Source organism: Halorubrum sp. SP3, from assembly GCF_005435195.1.
GTDB classification, from domain to species: Archaea; Halobacteriota; Halobacteria; order Halobacteriales; family Haloferacaceae; genus Halorubrum; species Halorubrum sodomense.
In genome coordinates, this window is sequence record NZ_SGTU01000031.1 from 1 (window position 1) to 7730 (window position 7730).

A 7730-nucleotide genomic window follows, 5' to 3' on the forward strand; every position below is an offset into this window, starting at 1 on the left:
CTCGCGCGTGCTGTCTCGCGGCCGCCGATGGCGGCCGCTCGCAGGCACGCGCCACAGCGACCGCGGAGAATAGTCGGTCTCGCGGCTCAGCGACCGGTGTCGTACTTGTACGTCGCCGAGTCCGGGTCGATGCCGAAGTCCTCGGCGGACTCCTCCGGCTCGTCGTCGTCGGTCGGCTCGGCGTCTTTGAACGCCTTTCGGAGCCGGCTCGGCATCTCGAACTCGTCGACGGCCAGTTCGAGGCCGACCACGTCGCCGCCGAGGAACTCCCGCTTTTCGGTGAGGCGGTCCGAGAGCGCGGGCGGGAGATCGTCGGTGTCGACGCGCTCGAAACCGAACTGCGTCAGGTACTCGGGCTGGTCCGTGAGCACGTACACCGCCTCGAACCCGTCCGCGGCCGCGGTGTCGACGAGCCGCTCGACGACGTGCGCCCCGACCCCGCGGTGCCGCCAATCCGGCAGGACGCCGATGCCGGTGAGCTCGATCCGGTTCTCCTCGTCCTCGTCGCCGCGGTGGAGGCGAAGCCGACCGAAGCCCGCCCGGTCCCCGGACTCCTCGTCGACCGCGATCACGTAGTCCCGTGACCGGAAGGCGACGTCATCGAGCCCGAGCCGCTCGATCGCGTCCAACAACCACGCCTCGTCACGGTTTTTGGCGTCGCGGACGTACATAGAGAGCCGTACGAGACCGGAGGTGAAAAGCGGTTCCCCGACGGCCGTTTCCGTTCGCGTCTCGGTCGCCGTTTCCCCCGACCGCGACGCCGGGGTTGGTCTCGACGCGCGTCGGCACCGGCTCGCGTTTGCTCGGTTCGCGCGTCCGCATCGGCTCGCGTTTGCTCGGTTCGCGCGTCCGCATCGGGCCGCTTTTGCCCGGCGGCCGCCGACCCGACGCGTATGGAGTTCGCCGCGCTGGCGGAACGGGCGGAAGGGGTGGCCGCGAACGACGGCGACATCGAGACGACCCTCGCCGTCGCAGAGCTGCTCGCGGACGCCGGCGCCGCGGGAGGCGTTGAGGGCGACGGCCCGACCGACGACCTCCCCGTCGTCGTTCGGTTCCTCCTCGGACGCGTCTTCCCGGCCCACGACACCCGGACCCTCGACGTCGGGCCGGCGCGCTGCCGCGAGGCGATCGCCCGCGCCGCGGGCCCGAACGTCTCCGCGGCCGACGTCGAAGACCGCCTCGCGGAGCGCGGCGAGATCGGCGCCGTCGCGGCCGCGTACGACTTCGGCGGGCAGCGGGGACTCGCCGCGTTCGGGAGCGGCCGCGACGCGCTCACCGCGGCCGCGGTCGACGAGGCGCTTCGCGGGCTGGCGGCCGAGAGCGGCGACGGGAGCGAGTCGCGCAAGGAGGACGCGCTGTTCGGGCTGTTCACTCGGTGTTCACCGAGCGAGGCGGCGTTCCTCGCCCGACTCGTCCTCGGCGAGATGCGGCTCGGCGTCGGCGAGGGGACGGTCCGGGACGCGATCGCGGAGGCGTTCCTCGCGTCGCCCGGGGGGTCCGAGGCGGAGTCAGACGCGGAGGACGAGCCCGAACTCCGCGCGTCCGCGGAAGCGGTCGCGGCCGTCGAGCGCGCGCTTCAGGTGACGAACGACTACGGCCGGGTGGCGGTGCGCGCCCGCGACGAGGGGACCGCTGGCCTCCGCGGGGAGTCGCTTCGGGTCGGCCGGCCGGTCCAGGCGATGCTCGCGCAGGCGGGCACCGCGGTCGACGCCGTCGACTCCTTCGGCGAGGTCGCCGTCGAGACGAAGTTCGACGGCGCTCGCGTCCAGGTCCACTACGCGCCGGCCGACGCCGGGCCGGGGAGAACCGAGGGGCTCGGGCCGCGGCTCTACTCGCGGAACATGGACGACGTGACCGGGGCGCTCCCGGAGATCGTCGAGTACGTCGCCGATCGCGTCGACGTCCCGATCATCCTCGACGGTGAGGTCGTCGCGGTCGACGACGACGGCGACCCGCTCCCGTTCCAGGAGGTGCTCCGTCGGTTCCGGCGGAAGCACGACGTCGACCGCATGCGCGACGCCGTCTCGCTGCGCTTTCACGCCTTCGACTGCCTCCACGCCGACGGCGACGACCTGCTCGATCGCCCCCTCCGCGACCGCCACGACCGGCTCCGGGCGGTCCTGTCCGACGCGGCCGCGGACCTCACGCTCGCGGATGACCCGGAAGCCGTCGCGGCCGAGGAGCGGGCCGCCCTCGACGCGGGCCACGAAGGGGTCATGCTGAAGAATCCCGAGGCGGCGTACACCCCCGGCGACCGCGGGCGCGACTGGCTGAAGCGCAAGCCGGACGTGGAGACGCTCGACGCGGTCGTCGTCGGCGCCGAGTGGGGCGAAGGGCGCCGCGCGGAGCTGTTCGGCACGTTCCTGCTCGCGGTTCGCGCGGACGACACCGACCCCGACGGCGACGACCCCGCGCCCGCGGGCTACGCCACGGTCGGCAAGGTGGCCACGGGGGTCACCGACGAGGCGCTCGCGGACCTCACGGAGCGGCTGGAGCCGCAGGTCGTCGACGAGGCGGGGACGACGGTCGCGTTCGACCCCGAACTGGTGGTCGAGGTCGGCTACGAGGAGATCCAGACCTCCCCGACGTACTCGGCCGGCTACGCCCTCCGCTTCCCCCGGTTCGTCGGCGTCCGCGAGGACAAGGGCGTCGACGACGCCGACTCGCTCGCGCGGGTCCGCCGGCTCGCCGGCGACGACTGATCCGACGCGGGGTCGACTCGCGACGCGGCCGCCGCCGGCGTTCCGCCACGCGAAACCCCTTGACCCTCGGGCGCGTACGATTGGGTATGCCAGGTCCGCTCGGCGACGCGACGCGGCGCGACCTCACCGACGCGGCCGCCGACCGGCTCGCGACCGAGGGGTTCGAGGTCGCCCGCCCGGAGAGCGGCGCCGAGCCGCCGGCGGTCGCGACCCGCGGCGACGACCGGATCGCGGTGGAGCCGCTCGCTACGGGCGACGCCACGCCTACCGTGATAATCTCGCGGCTCGGCCACGCGCTCGACCGCGACCGCCGCGTCCTGTTCGTCGCCAGGGACGCCGACACCGCGACCGCCGTGCGCGACCTCCTCGCCGATCCGCCGCTGCTCGCCGCCCGGACCGACGGCCGCCGAACCTTCCACCTCGGACCGGACCGGGTCCCGGTCGCGGGCGGCGGCTACGCCTGCGTCCGCGCCGACGGCCTCGGGGAGCCGACGTTCGCGTGGCGGGAGACGGACACCCCCGCCGGCCCCGTCCCGGCCCACCCCGACGTGGACGCCGCGGCCGTCGACGACGACGGTCGGCCCACGGTCCCGCGGCTCGTCTGCGAGGCCGACGGAGAGGCGGTCGCCGTCCTCGCGGGCGTCGACAGCCTCCGGACCCCGCCGGACGACGCGTTCCCCTTCGCGTACCGCCGGGATCCTGACGACAAGCGGTTTCGCGTCCGGCGCGGCGACGACGGGACCGTCGTCGAGACGGTCGGCGGGTTCGCCGCGCTGCGCGAGGCGGGGTACCTTCCGATTCCGATGCCCTTGGTTCCGGAACACGCGCTGGGGCGCTCGCTCGACGACGAGGCGCTCGCGGCGGCGTGGGACCTCTCCGTGATCGACGGCGCGGACGCCGAGGAGGTCGACGGCGTCGACCGCGGCGCCGAGCGCGACCGCGACCGATAGCCACCCTCAAGGCGCCCGCGGCCGCAGACGGTGACATGACGGTCCGCTACGAGGAGCTCGCGGTGGAGTGGCTCGGCTACGCGACGGCGCGGCTGGAGACCGACGACGGGCCGGTGGTCTACACCGATCCCGGCCGCTACGGCGTCCTCGACGACTACTGGGCGCGCGACGGCGACCTCGTGGTCGTCACCCACGACCACCACTACGACAGTGACGGGATCCGGTCGGTCGCGAGCGAGGACGCGACGCTCGTGGTCTACGACGCGGTCGACCCCGCCGGTATCGACCGCGACGTGGAGCCGATCGACGCGCTCGCGGCCGACTACGAGGTGGTCCGCGTCGGGGAGGAGGAGCGCGTCGACGTCGACACGCCCGCCGGCGAGGTGCGGGTGTGGTCCGTCCCCGCCCACAACGACCCCGAGGGACCGAACGCCGACGCCGACGGCTCCGTCGCGCACCCGCCCGGGTTCGGCTGCGGCTTCCTGTTCTCGCTCGGCGGCCGCACCGTCTTCTGGCCCGGCGACTCGGACGCGCTGGACGGGTTCGCCGAGCTCGACGTCTCCGTCTTCCTCGCGAACATCGGCGGCGGCGGCATCGTCTCCGACCGCAACGAGGCCGCCGACCTCGCTGAGGCGATGGCTCCCGACCTCGTCGTGCCGATCCACTACGACACCTTCGACCTGCTGGAGGCCGACGGGGAGGCGTTCGCCGGCGACGTGGCGAGCCGGTCGATCCCCGTCGCGCTCGACGCTCGCTCGGCGAACCAGTAGTCGGCCCGGCGGCCGCCGTCGGATCGGACCGGCTGGCGGCCGCCGTCGGATCAGACCGGCTGGCGGCCCCCGTCGGATCGGGAGGCGCTCTCGCGGTCGGAGGCCTTTTCACGTCGCCGCGTCCTTGCCCGGTCGCATGACCACCGAGTCCGCGCTCGCCGACGGGGTCCGGGAGGCGCTTTCGGTCGACGCCGAGGCGTTCGCCGAGCGCGCGGCCGAGGAGGCCGAGATCGTCAAACAGGAGCTTCGCGACGGCTCCTTCGACAACCACCAGTCGATCGTCGGCTTCGAGTACGAGTTCTACGCGGTCGGCGACGGGCGGTGGAGCGAGGAGTCGCGGGCGGGCGAGTACGCGCTGATGCGCGTGCCCCGCCGGATGCTGGAGCTGATGGGGTTCGAGAAGGAGCTGGGGCTCCACAACGCCGAGATGTGTACGAGCCCGCAGCCGCTCTCCGACCACGGCCTCGGAGCGCAGCTCGCAGAGGTCCGCGCCCGGCTGGAGGCCGCGGAGAACACCGCCGGCGTCGAGGGAATGCGGCTCGTCTCCGACGGGCTCTGGACCATCCCGCCGGCGGGCGAGACCGCCCGCGAGTACCTCACCGACAGCGTCGAGGTCGACGGCGTCGTCGTCGCGGTCAACATGAGCGACGCGGTGCGGTATCACGCGATGGCCAACACGCGCCGGGAGGGTCGGGACGATTCCGGTGACGGCCCCACGGTCACGCTCGACGCGCCGGGCGTGTCGCTGGCGGCGGAGACGGTGATGCCCGAGAGCCTCATCACGTCGATTCAGCCGCACCACCAGGTGACGCACGCCGAGACGCTCCCGCGGCACTTCCGGTACGCGCTCCGGATCGCCGGCCCGCTGCTGGCGCTCGGCGCCAACTCCCCCTTCTTCCCGCCGGCGCTGTACGACGACGACTGGGACGGCGAGCGCGCCCTCGCCGAGGGGGCGACCGCGAACCGAATCCACGTGTTCGAGTCGGTCCTCAACGCCCGGACCGACGCCGACAAGGTCCGGTTCCCGCGGGACTTCCACGACGTCGAGACCGCGGTCGACCGAATCGCGAGCGACGAGACGCTGATACCCATGCCCGACCCGGGCGGCAGCGACCGGTTCGACGACGCGTTCGCGACGTTCCGAACGAAACACGGCAGCTACTGGCGGTGGGTTCGTCCCGTCTTCGAGGGGTCGAGTCGCTCGGCCGCCAACGCTCGGATCGAGTTCCGACCGATCCCGGGCCAGCCCACGGTCCGCGACTCCATCGCGTTTCAGGGCGTGTTCGCGGGGCTGATGCAGTCGCTCGCCCAGCGGGAACACCCCGTCATCGGGCTCGACTGGGAGACCGCCCGCGACAACTTCTACGCCGCGGTCGCGGACGGGCTCGACGCAGAGATGGAGTGGATCGGCCGCGACGGGGAGCCCACGACCGACACCGACGAACTGTACGCGGACCTCCTCGACCACGCGGAGGCCGGACTCCGGACCGCCGGCTGCGCCCCCGACGAGGCCGCCGAATGGGTGGCCCCGCTCCGCTGGCGAGTCGCGAACCGCACGACCCCGGCGAGCTGGAAGCGAGACCGGGTCCGCGCCCGGCTCGACGACGGCGACGACTTCGAGACCGCGGTCCACGACACCCAGCGCGAGTACGTCCGCCAGCAGGCCGATACCCTCATCGACGGCGGCTTCTCGGCGTGGGCTGACGACTAAATTAGCAGATTGAGCCGCTTTTTAATGATTGTCGCGCGGTGGCGCGTGCCTGTGAGCGGTCGCCGCAGGCGACCGCGAACAGCACCGCGCGAGGGACGCCGCGAACGACGTGGGTGACCATCGGGAACCCACGAGTGAGCGGCGAGGCTGGGGAGGTGTGAGGCTGCGGTCGCAGTGCCGTGAGATTCGAATGGAGAGCTGCGAGTGTGGACTCGATTCATGAACACAGAATCTGGCAATAAAAATAACTAGTTGGTCAGTAAGAGATTGCTATGGACTGCGATCACTGCGGTCGCGACATCGATGGGATGCCGTATACCTGTAACAGGTGCGGCGAAACCCACTGTAGTGATCACCGGTTACCTGAGTACCACGAATGTGTTCACGTTCAGACCATCGAACGCTCGTGGGAAAACTACTCTTCAGCTCAAGCAAAAGAAAGATCATCTGGGTCAAGTAACTCCCTGTCGGGGGTGGCTGATGTTTTTTGGCTACTGATCTCAATCCCATATTGGATCGGCAGTAATATAATCGGATTTCTCAAGTTCACGCGAAAGTATCCAGCTACGGGACTGTGGAAGATCTCGAAGTTTGCGATTATGGCCGCTGTACTCGTACTAATCGCAGGGCAGGCTGGTTTCGGTCCAATCAATTCTCCGCAGGAACAGGTCGTTTCTCCAATTTCGAGTACAGTATCGAACGTAACTGAATCTGCTGAAATAAACAAAACACAGGTGGAACAACTGGTCCACGAAGAAGTGAATCAGAGACGATCAGAGCGTGGCTTATCTCGACTATCAGAATCAACCAATCTCAACCAACAATCCCGCCTACACAGCGATGATATGGCGTCCCACGACGAGTTAGCACACGATCTACCTGGTTCTACCACTGACGAACGACTGTCACAAGCATCCTGTCTTACCGGCGGTGAAAATGTAGCTCAATCGTGGGTATTTGAAGACATAAAAACCGAATCCGGTACGGAATACCTAACCGACGAAGAGGAACTTGCGAAATCTCTGACACGTCAGTGGATGAACTCTCCCGGCCATCGTGAAAATATGCTCAGAACGCGGTGGTCGGAAACAGGAGTCGGGATCACAATTACTGATGAAAATAAAGTGTACGCTACACAGATGTTCTGCGCGTAAATCGGACTCTCAATACCCCCGTAAACGTCTCGTCCTGCCAGAAAAGATAACTTGTTTCTAATCAAAGAGGTCGTATGGAATGCGACCACTGCGGTCGCGATGTAGATCGGCTCCCATATACTTGTAAAGGGTGTGACCAGCAGTTTTGTGTGGAACATCGCTTGCCCGAAGAGCACGACTGTATCCAATTAAAGGCCGAAGCGGCTGAACGGGAGCTAAATCAGGAAGAGAATAGCGTTAAGCCGTGGTTTAAAGAGGAATTTCGCCTTTCAAATGTAGCCTCATCATCAAGCTCTTCGGAAGGTGGAAGGTGGGACGGAAATCAATCAGATGTGCCGACCGCAGAGTGCGTGAACTGCGGCAAGCGCCTTCGTGAACACGAAATCGCTGCTCTGTTGAATCCGCAGAAGGCGACGGGATAGCGTCGCTCTGAAGGTGGAAGC

The 7730-nt window shown here is 68.8% G+C and carries 7 protein-coding genes; 6 read left to right on the forward strand and 1 reads right to left on the reverse strand.

Annotated elements, in window-relative coordinates:
• Window positions 1-86: 86 nt before the first annotated feature.
• Entirely contained in the window at window positions 87-671 is a 585-nt protein-coding gene (locus tag EXE42_RS14735) for a GNAT family N-acetyltransferase (RefSeq protein ID WP_092921186.1), read from the reverse strand.
• Window positions 672-893: 222 nt separating this feature from the next.
• On the opposite strand from EXE42_RS14735, the gene ligA reads away from it, so the two are divergent.
• From ligA to EXE42_RS21000, 6 genes are all read left to right on the forward strand, one after another.
• Window positions 894-2702, forward strand: a complete 1809-nt coding sequence (gene ligA / locus EXE42_RS14740; RefSeq protein WP_137706821.1) for an ATP-dependent DNA ligase LigA — start codon at window positions 894-896, stop codon at window positions 2700-2702.
• Window positions 2703-2788: 86 nt separating this feature from the next.
• Window positions 2789-3652, forward strand: a complete 864-nt coding sequence (locus tag EXE42_RS14745) for a hypothetical protein (protein ID WP_137706822.1) — start codon at window positions 2789-2791, stop codon at window positions 3650-3652.
• A gap of 35 nt (window positions 3653-3687) precedes the next feature.
• Window positions 3688-4422, forward strand: coding sequence for an MBL fold metallo-hydrolase (locus EXE42_RS14750; RefSeq protein WP_137706823.1), 735 nt, complete (start codon window positions 3688-3690; stop codon window positions 4420-4422).
• Between the two features lie 136 nt (window positions 4423-4558).
• Window positions 4559-6133 (forward strand): hypothetical protein, encoded by a 1575-nt coding sequence (locus EXE42_RS14755; protein ID WP_137706824.1) that lies wholly within the window; start codon window positions 4559-4561, stop codon window positions 6131-6133.
• A gap of 599 nt (window positions 6134-6732) precedes the next feature.
• A complete protein-coding gene (locus EXE42_RS20805) occupies window positions 6733-7287 on the forward strand; it encodes a CAP domain-containing protein (RefSeq protein ID WP_369333802.1) in 555 nt (184 codons plus the stop codon).
• 74 nt (window positions 7288-7361) lie between these two features.
• A complete protein-coding gene (locus EXE42_RS21000) occupies window positions 7362-7709 on the forward strand; it encodes an AN1-type zinc finger domain-containing protein (protein ID WP_137706826.1) in 348 nt (115 codons plus the stop codon).
• The last annotated feature ends 21 nt before the right edge of the window (window positions 7710-7730 follow it).